18 protein-coding genes are annotated in these 15,802 nt (G+C 42.1%); 11 read left to right on the top strand and 7 right to left on the bottom strand.

Annotation, left to right across the window (positions count from 1 at the left end; translation table 11 throughout):
- Window positions 1-13: 13 nt before the first annotated feature.
- The 11 genes from NI466_RS07830 (at window position 14) to ahr (ending at window position 10,525) form a co-directional block, all read left to right on the top strand.
- The gene (locus NI466_RS07830; protein WP_253173255.1) at window positions 14-2,212 is read left to right on the top strand and encodes a polysaccharide biosynthesis tyrosine autokinase; all 2,199 of its coding nucleotides are present in this window, start codon (window positions 14-16) and stop codon (window positions 2,210-2,212) included.
- Window positions 2,213-2,358: 146 nt separating this feature from the next.
- The gene (locus NI466_RS07825; protein ID WP_253173254.1) at window positions 2,359-3,795 is read left to right on the top strand and encodes a capsule assembly Wzi family protein; all 1,437 of its coding nucleotides are present in this window, start codon (window positions 2,359-2,361) and stop codon (window positions 3,793-3,795) included.
- Window positions 3,796-4,028: 233 nt separating this feature from the next.
- A complete protein-coding gene (gene bamJ / locus NI466_RS07820; protein WP_004728883.1) occupies window positions 4,029-4,733 on the top strand; it encodes a BamJ family beta-barrel-assembly machinery protein in 705 nt (234 codons plus the stop codon).
- Window positions 4,734-4,781: 48 nt separating this feature from the next.
- Window positions 4,782-5,471: a BamJ family beta-barrel-assembly machinery protein gene (bamJ, locus tag NI466_RS07815; protein ID WP_253173253.1), complete on the top strand. Its 690-nt coding sequence runs from the start codon at window positions 4,782-4,784 to the stop codon at window positions 5,469-5,471.
- Window positions 5,472-5,635: 164 nt separating this feature from the next.
- Window positions 5,636-6,370, top strand: coding sequence for a dienelactone hydrolase family protein (locus NI466_RS07810; RefSeq protein ID WP_195725384.1), 735 nt, complete (start codon window positions 5,636-5,638; stop codon window positions 6,368-6,370).
- Between the two features lie 93 nt (window positions 6,371-6,463).
- The gene (locus NI466_RS07805; RefSeq protein WP_026055739.1) at window positions 6,464-6,823 is read left to right on the top strand and encodes an HIT family protein; all 360 of its coding nucleotides are present in this window, start codon (window positions 6,464-6,466) and stop codon (window positions 6,821-6,823) included.
- A gap of 160 nt (window positions 6,824-6,983) precedes the next feature.
- Complete coding sequence (mutY, locus tag NI466_RS07800) at window positions 6,984-8,012, top strand: A/G-specific adenine glycosylase (RefSeq protein WP_191113018.1); 1,029 nt, start codon at window positions 6,984-6,986, stop codon at window positions 8,010-8,012.
- A gap of 69 nt (window positions 8,013-8,081) precedes the next feature.
- The gene (locus NI466_RS07795; RefSeq protein WP_247144184.1) at window positions 8,082-8,624 is read left to right on the top strand and encodes a M23 family metallopeptidase; all 543 of its coding nucleotides are present in this window, start codon (window positions 8,082-8,084) and stop codon (window positions 8,622-8,624) included.
- A gap of 15 nt (window positions 8,625-8,639) precedes the next feature.
- Window positions 8,640-8,885: a hypothetical protein gene (locus NI466_RS07790; protein WP_184413389.1), complete on the top strand. Its 246-nt coding sequence runs from the start codon at window positions 8,640-8,642 to the stop codon at window positions 8,883-8,885.
- Between the two features lie 24 nt (window positions 8,886-8,909).
- The gene (locus tag NI466_RS07785) at window positions 8,910-9,491 is read left to right on the top strand and encodes a DNA-3-methyladenine glycosylase I (protein WP_222112407.1); all 582 of its coding nucleotides are present in this window, start codon (window positions 8,910-8,912) and stop codon (window positions 9,489-9,491) included.
- Window positions 9,492-9,496: 5 nt separating this feature from the next.
- The gene (ahr, locus tag NI466_RS07780; RefSeq protein ID WP_253173252.1) at window positions 9,497-10,525 is read left to right on the top strand and encodes an NADPH-dependent aldehyde reductase Ahr; all 1,029 of its coding nucleotides are present in this window, start codon (window positions 9,497-9,499) and stop codon (window positions 10,523-10,525) included.
- Between the two features lie 48 nt (window positions 10,526-10,573).
- Here the strand turns inward: ahr and NI466_RS07775 are convergent, their stop codons facing one another.
- From NI466_RS07775 to NI466_RS07745, 7 genes are all read right to left on the bottom strand, one after another.
- The gene (locus NI466_RS07775; protein WP_253173251.1) at window positions 10,574-11,218 is read right to left on the bottom strand and encodes an START domain-containing protein; all 645 of its coding nucleotides are present in this window, start codon (window positions 11,216-11,218) and stop codon (window positions 10,574-10,576) included.
- Window positions 11,219-11,275: 57 nt separating this feature from the next.
- A complete protein-coding gene (gene dapB, locus NI466_RS07770; RefSeq protein WP_253173250.1) occupies window positions 11,276-12,097 on the bottom strand; it encodes a 4-hydroxy-tetrahydrodipicolinate reductase in 822 nt (273 codons plus the stop codon).
- Between the two features lie 601 nt (window positions 12,098-12,698).
- Complete coding sequence (locus tag NI466_RS07765; protein WP_004280859.1) at window positions 12,699-12,896, bottom strand: hypothetical protein; 198 nt, start codon at window positions 12,894-12,896, stop codon at window positions 12,699-12,701.
- 69 nt (window positions 12,897-12,965) lie between these two features.
- Entirely contained in the window at window positions 12,966-13,193 is a 228-nt protein-coding gene (locus NI466_RS07760) for a hypothetical protein (RefSeq protein ID WP_004280858.1), read from the bottom strand.
- Between the two features lie 110 nt (window positions 13,194-13,303).
- Entirely contained in the window at window positions 13,304-13,519 is a 216-nt protein-coding gene (locus NI466_RS07755; RefSeq protein ID WP_005105001.1) for a cold-shock protein, read from the bottom strand.
- Window positions 13,520-14,118: 599 nt separating this feature from the next.
- Window positions 14,119-15,237 (bottom strand): molecular chaperone DnaJ, encoded by a 1,119-nt coding sequence (gene dnaJ / locus NI466_RS07750; protein WP_005104999.1) that lies wholly within the window; start codon window positions 15,235-15,237, stop codon window positions 14,119-14,121.
- A gap of 104 nt (window positions 15,238-15,341) precedes the next feature.
- Window positions 15,342-15,719 carry a hypothetical protein gene (locus NI466_RS07745; RefSeq protein WP_174894037.1) on the bottom strand — a complete coding sequence of 126 codons (378 nt, stop codon included), beginning with the start codon at window positions 15,717-15,719 and terminating at the stop codon, window positions 15,342-15,344.
- Window positions 15,720-15,802: the final 83 nt, after the last annotated feature.

Below are 15,802 nucleotides of genomic sequence, written 5' to 3'. Positions count from 1 at the left end.
TAGTAGTTTATCCATGAATCAAAATTCAAGTACTAATGACAATACCATTGACTTAAAAGAATTATTTTTTTCGTTAATTGCACAATGGAAAGTGATCGCGCTTTGTATCATACTGAGCTTAACCTTCGCATTACTTTATTTACGTGTTACTCCCTCAATTTATTCTGCCGATGCAATGGTTCTGGTAGAGGATAATAAAGGCGCTGGAGCTGCTGCCCTCTTGGGTGGGTTGAGTGATGCTATTCCAGGGGGAATGGGCGGAAAATCTCCCGCAGATGCTGAGATTGAAATATTAAACTCACGCATGATTTTGGGACAAACTATTCAAAATTTGCACCTTGATATCCAAATTAAAGATAATAGTAATACTTTATTTAATCGTCTGATTAAAAATGACAAAGCTGAAGTTCTGTATAAAAAAGATATGGTGGTTTTCCAAAAAGAAAATCAAGCCTTCTTAATCAAAACATTAAAAATTCCAAATTACTATCTAGATAAAAAATTAGAGTTAAAATTCACGGATAACAACCAGTTTACTTTCTCTTATAAAGATGAAGTGATATTTAACGGTCAATTGAATTCCAGCAATCAAACCATAGACTCTAAGGGACTTTGGGAAATTGTAATATTTAGTAAATCTCCGTTTAAAGAAACATTTACTATTACTAAACTTGCACTACCTACAGCAATGCAGTTCTTAAAAAATGACTATGGTGTAGCAGAGAGAGGGAAAAACTCCGGTGTTATTGGTCTAAATTATAATGGCAATGATAAGGAACATATTACTCAAGTTCTGAATAATATTTTATCCGTCTATCAAATACAAAATATTCAACGCAAGTCTTTAGAATCTAAACAAACTTTAAATTTTCTAGACAAACAGCTGCCGGAACTTAAACAGCAACTTGAGGAATCAGAAATCAAGTTCAACCGTTTCCGTGAGCAATACAATACTATCGATGTGACTCAAGAAGCCGAGTTAATGTTAAAGCAAAATGTTGAACTGGAAAAGATGAAAATCCAATTACAACAACAGCAAGCGGAACTTTCTTCAAAATATACCCCTGATCACCCTCTAATGTCAGCCATTAATGCTCAACTTGCTGAAATTAGTCAGAAAACATCAGAAATGACACAGTCTATTAAGCGTTTACCAGAAACACAACGATTATATTTACAGCTATATCGAGATGTAAAAGTAAATACTGAACTGTATACCGCACTCTTAAATAGCTATCAGCAATTGAAAATTGCAGAGGCTGGTGAAATTGGTAATGTCAGAGTTATTGACCAAGCTGTTGAACCCGTTAAGCCAATTAAACCCAAGTCATTAATTATAATAATTTTATCAATTTTTATCGGTGGTTTTATTGGAGTATTGATTGCACTATTACGAAATATGATGCGTTCAGGTATTAAAGACGCAGCGCAAATTGAAAATGAGCTTGATCTGCCAGTCTATGCCACTGTACCGCGCTCTGTTATTCAAGAAAATCGTATTAACCTATTGAAGAAGAAAAAAAATATTCCTATTCTTGCGGTTAAAGATAGCAGTGATATCGCGATTGAAAGCCTCCGTAGCATGCGAACAGCAATTCATTTTGCCTTAATGAATGCGACCAATAATGTGATTGCAATTTCTGGTCCTGCACCTGAAATTGGAAAATCATTCATTACCACTAACCTTGCTACTATTTTAGCGCAAGGGGGAAAACGGGTTCTGGTCATTGATGGTGATCTACGTCGTGGCTATTTACATAAGTACTTTAATGCCGAAGTGCAACCAGGTTTAGCAGAATTATTGAATCACCAAAATAGCTATGAAGAGGTGGTGCAAAATTCAACTGTAGATAACCTGTTTTTTGTGACACGTGGTAAGAGTCCGGTTAACCCGTCTGAACTATTAAGTACAGATCAATTCAAAACTTTCCTAGATCAGGCATCTGCTCATTTCGATCATGTACTGATTGATACGCCACCTGTGCTTGCGGTGACCGATGGCATCATTATTGCGCAATATGCAGGCGTGAATTTATTGATTGCCCGTCATGCTAAAACGCAAATTAAAGAACTTGAAATTACTGTTAATCGTTTTGAACAGGCCAATGTCAAAGTCAATGGCGTGATTCTAAATGATGTACAACAAGGGGCAGCAGGTAGCTATGGTTATAATTATGCCTATGCTTATACCGCAAATAAAGACAATGACTAATTCATTGTAAACTTTGATATCACACCTTGCTAGAGGCAGGGTGTGATAGTTCTCTCTATCACATTTATTCCAAATGTTCATTGTTGAAAAAATCAACTAAAAACCCTATCTTGGTTACAGTTTAAAACTCCTGAGAATATACAAAAATGTTACCTAAAACACTGCTCGCCAGCTTGGCATTAAGCTCCTCACTAACCTTTGCTCAAGGCATCGTTTTAAATGACCAAAACCTGCGCACCGATTTAAACTGGTTAAATCAGCAAGGTGTGATTCAAGTTAGCACTTCGACCTGGCCAATGAGTGGTGATGAAATCCAACGCGCCCTTTCTCAGGCCCAAGTCAGCAATAATAATCAGCAAAGAGTCATTGATTCAGTCATGGCTCATTTGAATACCAACAACCAGTTACTTAAAGCATCACTATTTGCAGAGACAGATCAAAAAAATATTCCTCAAGCCTTTGGCGATCAGCAAAAAGCGCAATACCAGGCGGGTGTAGAGTTGAATACAGGCAATCAGAATTGGGATGCCAGACTTCGTATCAATGCAGAAAAAGATCCCCAGATTGATAATGATCAAGATGTGAATATTGAAGGGTCTTACCTTGCAGGTAAATTATGGAATCAATGGCTGATTGCTGGACAAATTCCGACCTACTGGGGACCCGGTCATGATGGCAGCTTAATTCGGGGTGATGCCAGTCGTCCTGTGTATGGTGTGACCATGCAGCGTGCCCAACAGAATGCTTTTGCAAACAAATGGCTATCTTGGATTGGGCCTTGGCAATATCAAGCTTTTGTCGGACAACTGGATGACTACGATGCTGTACCTGATGCCAAACTGATTGGCTTACGTGTCACCGCACAACCTTTACCCTATTTGGAGCTGGGTGCATCGCGTGCTATGCAATGGGGTGGTGGTGACCGTTCAGAAAGTCTGTCTACACTCTGGAATGCTATAAAAGGCAATGATAACTTTGATAATAGTGATGATGATAAGTCTAACCAAATTGCAGGTTTTGATGCGCGCTTAAATCTACAACCACTGTTGCAAGTCCCAATGGGGATGTATGCACAATATGTTGGTGAAGATGAAGCGGGCGGCTTACCAGCCAAAAAAATGTATCTGGCTGGAGTCGATTATTCTGCTAGCTATAATAATATGCCTTTCCAGCTGTATACCGAATGGACAGATACCCGTAGTAATGGTAGTGCTGATGGTATTTCATACAACCACCATGTTTATACCGATGGTTTTTATCAGCATGGTTACCCCTTGGCACATGCGATGGGTGGTGATGGTCAAATGATTTCAGTAGGCGGTGATATTCGTTTCGATCGCCTCAATCGTGTTAATGCTCGAGTGCTATTTGCCAAGTTGAATGAGTCCAACCGAACTACTAATTTAGCTTTTCCAGCGCAGGATGAATTAAAAGCTGTTGATGTGAGCTGGACCCATTATTTACGCGCCGATATTCTCCTCAAATTAAATGGCTGGATCAGTGATTCAGACCTACATGGTAATGATGGCGGTGCATCGATTGGGATTGAATTTCCTTTAGAAAAAGGCTTATTTTTCTACTAAATCCTTTGCAAAAGACACTTTCAGTTGGGGGCCATCATTACTCCTAGACATTCTCGAACAATGATTAAAATCTGAAAAATAAAAAACCAGCGATTGCTGGTTTTTTTACATCTTTAAACTTCAACAAAACAGCGATGTTCGCTTGCTAAAAAACCACCCATTCTGCAAGATTTCTCAAAATTTTCTGCTAAGATGGAATGAACCTCAACGATAACATTAGATTGGAATAATACATGAGTAAGGCCTTACCGATTGCTGTCGCTGTTCTTTTAGGCGGTGCCGCGCTAGTACCTGTTTACTATGCAACTCAAAACCCAGCTGCTCAAACCACAAAAGCATCTAAAGATGCCTCTGCTGTTTCTAAAATTAGCTATGCACTCGGTTATGAAGTCGCTCATCAAACTCCACCTGAGCTGGATATTAACAGCTTTGTAACAGGCGTTCGCGAAGGTCATGCCCGTACTGCTCCTGCTTATACTGAAGAAGAATTACAAGCAGCTTATGAGCAGTTCCAAAAAGAAATGCAGCAAAAGCAAGTGGATAGTGCCAAACAGGCTCAAGCATCAAGTGATACTTTCCTGACCGAAAATGCCAAAAAAGCTGGGGTAAAAACTATGGCATCTGGTTTGCAATATTTAGTGACCAAAGAAGGTACGGGCAAGCAGCCTGCAGCAACTTCAATTGTAAAAGTACATTACACTGGAAAACTGGTTGATGGTACCGTGTTTGACAGTTCGGTTGAACGTGGCGAGCCGATTGAGTTCCCACTCAATCAGGTCATTCCAGGCTGGACCGAAGGTCTGCAACTGATGAAAGAAGGTGGTAAAGCCACTCTGTATATCCCATCTAAACTCGGTTATGGTGAACAGGGCGTGCCAGGTACGATTCCTCCACACAGTACTTTGATTTTTGATGTGGAACTCATCGAAGTAAAATAATCCACGAAAAGGAGAGCAACGCGCTCTCCTTTATTTTGAGAATGAATCATGAAAATACAAATAAGTTTGATAGTTTTACTGCTGAGTTCTGGCAGTCTTTTTGCCAAAGAAGTCACCAATAAAAGCCCTGAGGCTGAACAGGTCGGCTACAGCTTTGGTTATCTGATGGGAAAAAGCAATGCCGATTCCTTACAAGGCATTGATCTGGATGCCTTCAGTGCCGGTTTAAAAGCGGCAGCCGCTGGGAAACAGGCGACTTTAAGTGAGGAAGACATGGCGCGAGTCTTGACCCAATTTAAGCGTCAGGCTGAAGCCAAAGAGCTGATTACCCTGAAAAAGCAGGCTGATGAAAATGCCAAAATTGGTCAGGCTTTCCTGGCTGAAAATGCAAAAAAACCGGGGATAAAAACCACAAAATCAGGTTTGCAATATCAGATTCTTCAGGAAGGAAAAGGTAAATCGCCGAGCGCAAACAGTAATGTCCGCGTACATTATGAAGGCCGTTTGATCGATGGTACGGTTTTTGACAGCTCGATTGCCCGTAATCAACCCGTGGTATTTCGTACCACCCAAGTCATTACCGGCTGGACCGAAGGTTTACAGCTGATGAAAGAAGGTGCCAAATATCGTTTCTTCATTCCGGCCGAACTGGCCTATGGACAGATTGGTTCAGGGGATGTAATTGAACCGAACAGTACTTTAATTTTTGATGTGGAATTACTGGAAATTATTAAATAATAAGTCCTATTTTTCCCGATCTAAAATCGGAGAGGTTCTATATTGGCCTCTCTTTTTTTATGGGCTTAAGTATCCTTAAATCGCAGGTTTTCATGTCACATTCCGATCAGTTTTGCTATGTTATGTTTTAATCAAGCAATTCAACAACAATAGAGGACGTCAGCATGGCAGCAATCAAGACTCGCGAAATTCATTACACTGCGCAGGATGGCAGTCCATTAATTGGTTATTTTGCTGCACCAGAAACAGATCCTCCTGTTGCCGGTGTACTGGTCGCACCAGAATGGTGGGGTCGAAATGAATATACTGAACAGCGTGCCCGTGAACTTGCAGCACATGGCTATGCGGCCTTGGCCATCGACATGTATGGTGACAAAAAAGTCACTACCAACTCTGATCGGGCCTATCAGTGGATGATGCAGACTTTTGAAGATCCTGACACTATCGTGAATCGTGCAACAGCAGCCTTGAATGCTTTGGCAGCCCAGGATGAAGTCAATGCAGAGAAACTTGCAGCGATTGGTTTCTGCTATGGCGGCAAAGTCGTACTGGATCTGGCACGTGCCAATGCACCTTTAAAAGCGGTGGCCACTTTCCATGCCAACCTGTCTCCGAAAGCACCGGCTCAGGAAGGTCAGGTACAGGCGGAAATCCTGGTGCTACATGGTGAACTGGACAGCATGGTGACCCTGGATGATGTGGCCGGTTTCCGTGAGGAAATGCATGCAGCCAAAGTCGAGCATGAAGTGATTGTTTTTGAAAATGCCAAACATGGCTTTAGCAACCCGCTTGCGGATGAACGGGCCAAATCCAATGGTGTGGATCTTGGTTACAATGCAGAAGCGGAACAAAAAGGTCTGGCAGCAATGTATGCCTTGCTAGACTGCCATTTGGCATAAATAGAAACAACTATCCGGCTTGTTCACAGGCTGAATATTTTAGATACTTCATGAAGAAAAGAAGATAAATCCTACCAGAGGAGAATGTGTATGATGGCTGAAACCAACTGCCCCTACTGCAATTTTGACGAATATGATGTCATTGCCAAAAATGATTATGGTGTGGTGTTGCCTGAACCAAATTCATTGTCCGAAGGTCATTGTGTGATCATTCCATTGCGGCATGTGGCCTCATTTTTTGAAGTGACTGACAAAGAACGTAAAAGTTTGATGTCTTTATTGGAACAGGCACGCAATGAACTGCAATTACGCTACCAGCCTGCCGGTTTTCATGTCGGCTTTATTGATGGTGAAGTATTTCAGGAAAAGGTAGAACATCTGCATATTCATATTATTCCGCGTTATGCAGGCAAGACCTTGAAGCTGGATGAGCGCTGGGGAATTAACGATTAACCGGATTCTTTATCAAAAATAAATGCTCTACGGAGCGTTTATTTTTTTGAAATCACTCTTCTGCCCAAACAAATGAGCAGCCATTTTTATCCTACTTTTCACATTCCCACCCTGCTGATTCCGCTATACTAGCTGCTGCTTATTCGGTTGCTAGGTATTCATGTTCGTATTTTCAGATGCCCTGTTGGAATGGTTTGATGTGCATGGTCGTCATGACTTGCCCTGGCAGGTGACAGATGATCCGTATAAAGTCTGGGTCTCTGAAATCATGTTGCAGCAAACCCAGGTCAAAACTGTACTGCAATATTTTGAACGATTTATCCAGCGTTTTCCGACTGTTCAGGACTTAGGTTATGCCTCATGGGATGAGGTCGCACCCTACTGGGCAGGTCTCGGCTATTATGCCCGCGCCCGCAATCTGCATAAAGCTGCCGGCATCGTGACAGCACAGCAGCAGTTCCCTCATACTCTGGAAGAATGGATGGCCTTGCCCGGCATTGGCCGTTCAACCGCTGGCGCCTTGATGTCACTCGGTTTACGTCAATATGGCGTAATCATGGATGGCAATGTCAAACGGGTATTGTCACGTTTCTTTGCCATTGAAGATGATCTGTCCAAACCGGTGCATGAGCGTGCCTTATGGCAACTGGCAGAACAACTCTGTCCTATCGAACGCAATCATGACTATACCCAGGCAATTATGGATCTGGGCGCGACCGTATGTACCCCGAAAAAGCCTTTGTGTCTGTATTGTCCAATGCAGCAGCATTGCAAGGCACATCAGCAAGGACTGGAAAATGAATTGCCTTTCAAAAAGGCCAAAAAACCAGTTCCTGTACGCTCTGCTCAGGTCCTGCTAATCCAGTCCGGTACAGACTGGCTTTGGCAGCAACGTCCCAATAGCGGTCTTTGGGGCGGTCTCTGGTGTCTGCCAATTATTGAAAATGCACATGAATGGGAACAGCAATGCCAGCAACTTGGCCTTAAAAATATCATCAAAAAGACCCAGATTAGCCACAGTTTTACTCATTTTACCTGGCAACTTGAAGCAATTGTTTTTGCAGTAGATCAGGATCAGCAGGAACATCTGGCGATTGAACTGCAAGGCTGCTGGATGAGTCCGCAAACAGCAACTGAGGCCGGCATTCCGACTGCCATGAAAAAATTGATCACTAGCGTCAATCTGTGACATAGTCTGAACAAAGCAAAATATCGCTCAGCTCAACATGAGCATTGCCAATATTTAAGGATGAATAAAGTGCGCCAATACCTTGCTTTGACGTGGATTGCTTTGATTGCTGTGCTGCTGGCTGCCTGTAGCAGTACACCAAAAAAATCCCCTGCTGTACAGCTCAACCCTATCCTCGTGCAAAAACTGAAAAGTATGCGAGTACCGTCCTCTCTGCCAATCCCGGTGGCACGCATACAAGCACGTGAGTTAACAGATACCTGGGGTGCTTCGCGCAGTCGCGGACGCCTACATGAAGGTATTGATATCATGGCTCCACGTGGAACCAAAGTCTTTAGCGCGACTGAGGGTCTGATTGCAGATTTACGTAACAACAATTTGGGTGGTAAAGTAGTCTGGATTTTGGGTCCAGGCGGCTCCTGGCATTATTATGCGCATCTGGATGGACATAAACGTGGCTTAAAAGTCGGCGACTATGTCAAAAAAGGCCAGCTGATCGGTTATGTCGGCAATAGCGGTAATGCCCGGCATACTGCTCCTCATCTGCATTATGGAATCTATTTACAGGGCAAGGGCCGCGGTGTGGTCAACCCTTATCCCTATTTACGTTAATTTTAGGATATTTACATGTCAGAAGCGTTGATCAATCGTCTGGTAGAATTTGCTGAATCAGGCAATCAACAAAAAATTGTATTGAATGGTCAAACTTACCAGGGCTGGGTGATGGAAATTACCGAGGAAGCGCTTCTGATCAGTACCGGTTATGCTGACAAGGCCGGTAAAGATATGTGGATTCAATTTAGCGATCTGGATCAGGCTGAACTGTCGTATTGGGACAATCAGCAGGATCAATGGACTGTGTTTAAATTATAAAAGCATCAAAACAAGGAGCATCACATGACTGTGCAACGCTGTGGCTGGTGCTCCGATGATCCGCTGTATATCACCTACCATGACCAGGAATGGGGACAGGCCCTGCTGGATGAAAATCGCCTGTTTGAAATGCTGTGTCTGGAAGGACAGCAGGCCGGTCTGGCCTGGATTACCGTTCTCAGAAAACGTGAAGCTTATCGTGAACATTTTTTTCAATATTCGATTGAGTCTATCGCCTCACTTACAGATCAACAACTCCAAATAAAACTTGAAGATGCTAGCCTGATACGGCATCGCGGCAAACTCAATGCCATTCGGGAGAATGCCCAAGCTTGGCTGAAACTGCAACAGCAAGGGATTAATCTGGTGGATTGGCTCTGGTCTTTTGCCCAGCAACCGCGACTGAATAATGATGTTGTGGATTATCGGCAAGCACCCGCTCAAACCATTGAGAGCCAGAGAATGTCTAAAGCATTAAAACAGGCTGGTTTTAAATTTGTCGGCCCCACCATTTGCTATGCCTTTATGCAGGCCGTTGGTATGGTCGATGACCATGAAAATCATTGTGACTTTAAAACAATATCCTCGCATTTAAATAAGAGCTGAAAATCATGTCGAATAATATTATTCAAGCTTATGCTGCTATGTCCGCAGGTGCGGAACTTGAACCTTATCAGTTTGATGCCGGAGAATTGCAGCCGCATCAGGTCGAAGTCAAAGTAGAATACTGCGGTCTCTGTCATTCCGATATTTCAGTGATCAATAATGACTGGGGTTCTTCAGTGTATCCGGTTGTAGCAGGACATGAGATTATCGGTACCATTACCCATCTGGGTGCAGAAGCCAAAGGCCTGAAAGTTGGGCAACGGGTGGGTATCGGCTGGACAGCGGAAAGTTGCCAATATTGCGATCCTTGTATTTCGGGCCAGCAGGTGCTGTGTACTGGCGGTCAGGTGGCTACCATTGTCGGACATGCCGGTGGTTTTGCCGACAAAGTGCGCGCCGGTTGGCAATGGGCCATTCCCTTACCTGAAGATCTTGATCCTGAAAGTGCGGGTCCCCTGCTCTGTGGCGGGATTACCGTCTTTGATCCGATCCTGAAACATCAGATTCAGGCCATTCATCATGTTGGCGTAATTGGCATTGGCGGTTTAGGACATATGGCCATCAAGCTGCTGAAAGCCTGGGGCTGTGAAATTACCGCTTTCACTTCAAATCTGGATAAAACTGATGAGCTGAAAGCCATGGGCGCTGACCATGTGGTCAATAGCCGTGATTCGGCTGCCTTAAAAGCCCAGCGTGGCAAGTTTGATTTATTGCTCAGTACGGTCAATGTCACCTTGAACTGGCAGGCTTATCTGGCAACTTTGGCACCAAACGGCACTGTACATATGCTGGGTTTACCACTTGAGCCGATGCAGATTCCGGCTGGCATGCTGATTGGCGGAGCCAAGTCAGTCACCGGTTCACCGACAGGTTCGCCGGCGGCATTACGTCAGTTACTCCAATTTGCTGCACGTAAAAATATTGCACCACAAATTGAAGTCTTCCAGATGTCACAGCTGAATCAGGCGATTGAACACCTGCATTCTGGCAAAGCCCGTTACCGGATTGTACTTAAAGCAGATTTTACAGCTTAAATTCAGTCTGTTTTCACGTGTTAAAAAGACCCAGCGATTGGGTCTTTTTTATTGCAGGGCTTCAGGCAAGACCGCAATACTGGCAGGCTTAGCCAGCTCGGTCTTCATTTTCTGCAGCATCTGATAAGGCTGCTGTTGCACAAACATATTTACGAAGGTCAAAGGAATGGAACCTTCCGGATTGGCATAACCATAGGTTGAAACCTTGACCTTATTATTAGCCAGTTTCTGAAAAGTCCAGTCGCCCTGATAATCAGTTAAACGCACATAATCCGGGTTTAAAGGATAGCCACTTTGGATGGCTTTATTCTTGATGGTGATCTGACCATTGGTTTCCTTGATCATCTTGCCCTGTACAATCAGGTCACGGTCTTTTAAGGGAAATGGAAAATCCAGCACCATATACAGGGTAAAGTCACCTTTTTTATCATCGCGGGACAGGACCTTGATGCTACCCATATAGGGAACCCACTGTACTGCATGCTCGACATTCAGAATCAGGGACACGGCATTTTCAATGGGGGCGGTATAGGTGGTTTCAGCTTTATACAGAAAGACCGGGTTTTGCTCATTCTGATAGGTCCAGACCTTGATATTATTTTTATGAATACTGAGTTTAGGCGTCCCGACAGGCTTGGCCTGCGCAATGGCGCCAAGCGCCACTGCACAGAACAGAAAAATCATTTTTTGCATTTTTTATTCGTCTTATTTTAATTTTATACTTTTTTTATAAATGATTTTAACTCGGTTTTAAACCTGAATATCGTTAAAACCAAGCACGTCTTTCATATCATATTTACGTGCTTCACGGCCTACGACCCAAGCCGCAGCACGTACCGCACCAGAAGCAAAGTTCATGCGATTGGTGGCTTTATGGGTAATTTCCACCCGCTCCCCGTCGGCAATAAACATCGCGGTATGTTCACCGACAATATCGCCACCGCGAATGGTCTGGAAACCAATGCTCTTACGCTCACGCGGACCGGTATGACCTTCACGGCAATATACCGCATCTTCTTTCAGGTCACGGCCCAAAGTTTCCACAATCGCCTCACCCCACATCAAAGCTGTACCCGATGGCGCATCTACTTTGTGACGGTGATGTGCTTCAATCACTTCGATATCAACCGTATCGCCAAATACTTTAGAGGCCAGTTCAAGCAGTTTGATTGAAACGTTCACACCCACTGAATAATTCGCTGCATAAACTACAGGAGTTTCCGTGGCAGATTCCTCCAAATAGGCTTTTTGCTCGTCATTCATACCGGTGGTACCAATCACGATTGCGACCCCTGCTTCACGGCAGATTTTAAGATGATTGACGGTCGCTGCTGGCGCAGTGAAATCGATCACGACATCACAGTCTTTGACTACATCGGTAAGGCTACCCACGACCTTAACACCTGTTGCGCCAATTCCGGCAAGTTCGCCAGCATCAGCACCTAATAGTGTACTTTCAGGGCGTTCTACTGCAGCCGCCAATTGATAACCTGCTTCATGCACAGCCTGAATAAGGATACGCCCCATACGACCGCCTGCACCTAAGATCCCAATGCGTGGTGTAGCTGACATAACATAGTCCTGATGTTGATCCAAAATTGCTCTTACTATAGCAAAACTGCGGAATAACACTAAGATGCATTGCATAAAAATCAATGAAAATACTCAAAGAGCGAAATCACTGATATTGATAAGAGTTTTAATCAAGCTTAAGAAGTTAGGCTATCACTTCCGTCAAAGCTATACGATATACATCAACTTGACTCGTCATATAGTTTTTAGCAATTGCTCATATAACTTGAATAAGCTTATTCATAATTTTATCGCTATGATTTTGAAATGATTTACTGAGATTACTGATTTTTGAAGTTAAACAGACGACTTGCCAATACAGTTTTTCCTGTTCAGGCTCGCCATTATTAAGTCAGCTCAAAATCTTGATGATTTAAATCTCAGTTAGATTAACGGGATTCTTATGCAAGACTTTTACTAAATTTTAATTATGAATATCTACTTTTGAATTGATGAGTAGATAGGATTTTAAGTCTTATTGAGACTAAAAGGACTCAATTTTGCCTTATACAAAAATCAGTCCTTAGATTGAGCAAATTAATTCTCTAGCTCTTCGGGAACTTATTAAAAATAATAATACCTAAAGCAAAATTTGCCTGGTCTATACAATTTTGAAGATTTTTCCACTTAAGGTACTTTGAAAGCACATTTCAAAACTGGGACGAATATCTTCACCATCTACAGTGATATGTTTTATATTGGAATGAGATTGTGTTTTAGAAAAATGATGATCGACTGTTGCTTGAATAGCGTGTTGAGCCCCAAACTGATCCTTTACACTAATACTTTGTTTAAGCATATCTATACCTTTAATAATAGTTAAAGTGGCAAAATATCCACTAAAAATTGATGTTTCTGAATTTTATCTTTAAATAACTTTATGATTTAGCTTAAATAATTGATTTATAGAAGTATAGAATGTACGACCATCTAAGTTTAAATCTACCTCAACTCCAGATGAAAGAAGAACTCTTTTACCCACTTCAATTCTTTTTAAACCCTGACGTGTATTTTGCATTTTATTGAGAGGAATTAACGAAACAATAATTTCAGTACCATTTTTAGATTTTGCAATTAAATCATTTATTTTTAACAACTTGAATCCTGTTTTTCTAAAGATTTTTCCAATTTGGAAAATAACTTAAAATTAAATTTGAACGATAAAAAAAGCACTTATTAAGTGCTTTTTTTACTGTTTATTCTTGCTTAGATAGCAACAATATTTACAGCATTCGGTCCTTTTTGACCTTGAGCTACACTGAATTCAACCAGCTGGCCTTCAAGCAAGGTTTTAAAACCTGAACTCGCAATTTCACTGAAATGAGCAAAAACATCTGGACCTGATTCTTGTTGAATAAAACCAAAACCTTTAGTTTCGTTGAACCACTTTACAGTACCTTTAACAACATTTGAGTTTGACATAATATATCCTAATAATTTTTAATAATTTTTTAGTCATTTTATAGACTGATTATAACTTTGAAATAATAAAGAATGAGACTTAAAATCTGAAAAAAAACGAAGGATTATGACTAAAACTACGATACTTAAAGAAGATTTACCGAAACAAGACTTTTTTCTAGTTAAGTTAACTATACACGAAAAATTTAATTAATCAAGTTTTCTTATATATATATTTATTTTATTTATTAAAAAGTAAAATTTATAATTATTTCAATAAGATTAAGCTTTCATTGTCATGATAACAAAATAAGAGTAATCTGCTGTACTGGTAAATTTGATAAGTAATGAATGCGATTATATAGCTCTGTAATAACAATATTGGCCTTTTTAATTTCGGGAATGATGCTTTTTTCTCACTTACAAAATATCTATCACCCTCCAAATTTGGACTCATACTTTCTATTTAGATAGTCAAATATAAAAATAGAAACCGCTTTTTAGGCGGTTTTTATGTTTAAGCGAGACTTATCAAACAATAAATAGCATCTTCTAATCTAGAGTATCTTATCTACATAATAAAAAAGGACGCCTCAGCGTCCTTTTTTACTTTCACTCAATTAATCAAACAAACGATCAAAGAATGATTTTTTCTTTGGTGATGATTTGCTATCTTCACCATCCATGGTTTCTTGCAGTTCTTTTAACAGTTCACGTTGACGTGCACTTAAGTTGACTGGAGTTTCTACCACAATACGGCACAGCAAGTCACCTTGCATGCTGGTACGTACCGGTTTAACACCCTTACCACGTAAGCGGAACAGTTTACCTGTTTGCGTACCTTCAGGAATTTTCAGGCTAACACGGCCATCCAGCGTAGGAATCTGAACTTCCTTACCTAAGGCTGCATCAGCAATTGATACCGGCACATCCATATACAGGTCAGCGCCATCACGCTGGAAGATTTCATGCTCACGCACCACCACTTCTACGTACAAGTCACCTGACTGACCATCACGGATCGCTTCACCCTTACCGGTCAAGCGTACGCGGTCGCCATTGTCCACACCCGCAGGAATAGTGACTTCCAGAGTTTGCTGACGATCCGACACACCTGAACCATGACATTTATTACATGGGTTCTTGATGATCTTGCCCTGACCACGACAGGTACTACAAGTTTGCTGTACGGAGAAGAAACCTTGCTGCATGCGCACTTGACCAGCACCATGACAGGTACGGCAGGTTTCTACATCGTTTGGATTTTTTGAACCCTTACCATCACAGGCATCACACGGTGCCGGTGCAGTAAAGGTAATGGTTTTCTTGACGCCTTTGACCGCTTCTTCCAGGGTCAGTTCCATCACATAGCGTAAGTCAGAACCACGGCGTGCGCGTTGCTGGCCACGACCACCGCCGCCACCAAAAGCACCACCGAAAATATCACCGAACTGGCTAAAAATGTCTTCTGCGCTGAAACCACCGCCGAAGCCGCCACCGCCGCCCATACCACCTTCAAAGGCCTGATGGCCCATACGGTCGTACATGCTGCGCTTTTCACCATCAGAGAGCACTTCATAGGCTTCTGCTGCTTCTTTGAATTTCTCTTCAGCTTCAGCATTGTCCGGGTTACGGTCTGGATGATATTTCATCGCCAACTTACGGTAGGCTTTTTTGATTTCATCATCACTAGCGGTTTTAGCGACGCCCAAAACCTCATAATAATCACGTTTAGCCATGTCTGGCGATGCTCCTCACGGAATTTTGTTTAATATTCAACTGAGGTCTGAAATTGGGGTCAAACCGAGTTTTACAAGGGGAAATATGAAAAAAATTATACGCTTTAGAACACAGCTTTATTTTGAGAGAATTTATAGATACCTTTAAACCAGGCATTGATCAGGAAAATAAAGGCAATAAAGCTGAAAATTACCCCGGTCACTACACAGGCTTTAACCCAGAGCTGGCTGTCCCAGGCAAAGAAAAACAGGGGAATAAACCACAGCGCAGCGAAGATCGCCAAAATGGTATAAATCACGATATTGCGCATGATCCACAGCGCCTGTGCCTGTAACCAGACCTCGGCATAATCAACTTGAGCGACTTTACGTGCGAACCAGTAAGCCAATAGTCCACTAAACAGGGTAAATAAGGCCAAAAACATGAAGACATAAGCCATCGCTACGGAACGTCGCATCTTGGTTAATGTATCTTGAGTCATGTTCGGTTCAACCTCGTTACCGTATTGGCAGCTCGGCCAATGCAGCAATTACTTATTTTTTTAAATTATAAAAATCTCAGGTG

This window comes from Acinetobacter lwoffii (genome assembly GCF_024129595.1).
GTDB lineage: Bacteria > Pseudomonadota > Gammaproteobacteria > Pseudomonadales > Moraxellaceae > Acinetobacter > Acinetobacter lwoffii_O.
The sequence above is the reverse complement of the archived record's forward strand: the minus strand, read 5'-3'. Positions and strand labels throughout refer to the sequence as shown.

What these genes read in the sequence shown, in the direction of transcription:
- NI466_RS07785 (WP_222112407.1), top strand. Translation starts at nt 8,910, where the DNA reads ATGACTGTGCAACGCTGTGGCTGGTGCTCCGATGATCCGCTGTATATC.
- ahr (WP_253173252.1), top strand. Translation starts at nt 9,497, where the DNA reads ATGTCGAATAATATTATTCAAGCTTATGCTGCTATGTCCGCAGGTGCG.
- dapB (WP_253173250.1), bottom strand. Translation starts at nt 12,097, where the DNA reads ATGTCAGCTACACCACGCATTGGGATCTTAGGTGCAGGCGGTCGTATG.
- mutY (WP_191113018.1), top strand. Translation starts at nt 6,984, where the DNA reads ATGTTCGTATTTTCAGATGCCCTGTTGGAATGGTTTGATGTGCATGGT.
- NI466_RS07810 (WP_195725384.1), top strand. Translation starts at nt 5,636, where the DNA reads ATGGCAGCAATCAAGACTCGCGAAATTCATTACACTGCGCAGGATGGC.
- NI466_RS07825 (WP_253173254.1), top strand. Translation starts at nt 2,359, where the DNA reads ATGTTACCTAAAACACTGCTCGCCAGCTTGGCATTAAGCTCCTCACTA.
- bamJ (WP_004728883.1), top strand. Translation starts at nt 4,029, where the DNA reads ATGAGTAAGGCCTTACCGATTGCTGTCGCTGTTCTTTTAGGCGGTGCC.
- NI466_RS07775 (WP_253173251.1), bottom strand. Translation starts at nt 11,218, where the DNA reads ATGCAAAAAATGATTTTTCTGTTCTGTGCAGTGGCGCTTGGCGCCATT.
- NI466_RS07765 (WP_004280859.1), bottom strand. Translation starts at nt 12,896, where the DNA reads ATGCTTAAACAAAGTATTAGTGTAAAGGATCAGTTTGGGGCTCAACAC.
- bamJ (WP_253173253.1), top strand. Translation starts at nt 4,782, where the DNA reads ATGAAAATACAAATAAGTTTGATAGTTTTACTGCTGAGTTCTGGCAGT.
- NI466_RS07790 (WP_184413389.1), top strand. Translation starts at nt 8,640, where the DNA reads ATGTCAGAAGCGTTGATCAATCGTCTGGTAGAATTTGCTGAATCAGGC.
- dnaJ (WP_005104999.1), bottom strand. Translation starts at nt 15,237, where the DNA reads ATGGCTAAACGTGATTATTATGAGGTTTTGGGCGTCGCTAAAACCGCT.
- NI466_RS07830 (WP_253173255.1), top strand. Translation starts at nt 14, where the DNA reads ATGAATCAAAATTCAAGTACTAATGACAATACCATTGACTTAAAAGAA.
- NI466_RS07745 (WP_174894037.1), bottom strand. Translation starts at nt 15,719, where the DNA reads ATGACTCAAGATACATTAACCAAGATGCGACGTTCCGTAGCGATGGCT.
- NI466_RS07755 (WP_005105001.1), bottom strand. Translation starts at nt 13,519, where the DNA reads ATGTCAAACTCAAATGTTGTTAAAGGTACTGTAAAGTGGTTCAACGAA.
- NI466_RS07805 (WP_026055739.1), top strand. Translation starts at nt 6,464, where the DNA reads ATGGCTGAAACCAACTGCCCCTACTGCAATTTTGACGAATATGATGTC.